Consider the following 1,436-nt stretch of genomic DNA (forward strand, 5'->3'; position numbering starts at 1 on the left):
CCACCGCCGCCCCCGCCCAGGTAGTTGAGCGGGTTGACCCGGGTGCCGCCGGGCGTGATCAGGTGCCAGTGGACGTGGGGCCCGGTGGAGCTTCCGGAGCCGGGGGCGCCGACGGCGCCCCCGGACCGTCCGACGATGGCGCCCTTGCCGACCGAGGTGCCGTTGGCCAGCAGGAACTGGGACAGGTGCATGTACTGCGTCCGGTACCCGTCGCTGTGGGTGATGGTCACCGTGTGCCCACCCGTACCGTTGTCGGGAATGTTGGTGACGACACCGGCACCGGCGGCCGGCAGCGCGGTACCGACACCCATCCCGAAGTCGAGACCGCCCAGCGAGCCGCTGTTGAGGTGATCCTGCCAGGTGCCTGTCATCTGGTAGCCGCTGAACGGGTTGTAGATGTCCAGAGCGTGGGCGGCGGTTCCCGAGAACAGCACGCCGCCGGCAGCCAGGCCGAGCGTGGTGACCGAGCCGCGCAGCAGGGTGCGGCGGCTCATCTCGAGTCGTGGCCGGTCCTGTCGGCCGTCGTCGGACCGGTGGTTCTCACACACGGCAACTCCCTTGTTAATCAGGTGACTTGAGCTGGCGGAGGAACGCGATGCCACGGTAGCCTACGCGCATAGATGTTGATAAGAACATGACATGATTGCTGCTGTGGGCCCCGTCTTCACCGGAGGAAGCATGCGCAGGAGAACTGTGATCCGCGGCGCCGTCGCGACGGCCCTGGCCCCGGCCGGCATCGTCACGGCCGCCCGTGCCACGGCCGCCACCGGCCCGGCTCCCGCTGCCGACGTACAGGGGGTGGACGTCTCGAACTACCAGCTCGGCATCGACTACGCCCGCGCCGCCGGGGAAGGCCGGAGTTTCCTCATCGCCAAGGCGGGAGGGTGCCAGCTTGCCGAGGGCCCCTACGTCACCTCCTCCTACGCGGGCCATGTGGACGGTTCCCGCGCAGCAGGTCTGCGCGTGGGCCACTACTGGCTGTCAGGAGACTTCCTCACCCCCACCGCAGCCGCCGACTACTTCGTGGACCACCTCCACGACTACCGCGTCGGTGACGTGCTCGCACTGGACGTCGAGGTGCTCGACGACTCCACCCGGCTGTGGAGCGACACGGATGTGTCTGCCTGGTTCAACCGCGTACGGGAACGGGTCGGCGCCTATGTGCCCTGGTTCTACATCAGCGCCGGTGCGCTGCGGGCCGGTACCTGGAGCCGCACCGTCGCCGCCGGCGCCCACCTGTGGGCGGCCTCCTGGGGGCCCAACAACGGTACCTATCCCGGCGCGCCCGACCTCGGCGGCCGGTACCCCGACTGGGCCGCCCACCAGTACACCTCCGTCGGATCCGCGGGCGGGGTCTCTCCCGTCGACCTCAACCTCGCCCGCTCCTGGGCATTCGACCTCACGGAGCCGACCGACCCGCCGCCCGGAGGGGACGA

The 1,436-nt window shown here is 69.9% G+C and carries 2 protein-coding genes; one reads left to right on the forward strand and one right to left on the reverse strand.

Annotated features, from left to right (window positions below; genetic code table 11):
* The coding region (locus ABZS61_RS34825) for a M23 family metallopeptidase (RefSeq protein WP_356430539.1) at positions 1–548 on the reverse strand (548 nt) is incomplete at its 3' end.
* 130 nt (positions 549–678) lie between these two features.
* Between ABZS61_RS34825 and ABZS61_RS34830 the strand changes: the two genes are divergently transcribed.
* Positions 679–1,436 (forward strand): glycoside hydrolase family 25 protein (locus ABZS61_RS34830; RefSeq protein WP_356430542.1); only part of this gene is annotated, 758 nt, incomplete at its 3' end.

Origin of the sequence: Streptomyces sp. NPDC005566, from assembly GCF_040605575.1 — a bacterium.
Classification (GTDB): domain Bacteria; phylum Actinomycetota; class Actinomycetes; order Streptomycetales; family Streptomycetaceae; genus Streptomyces.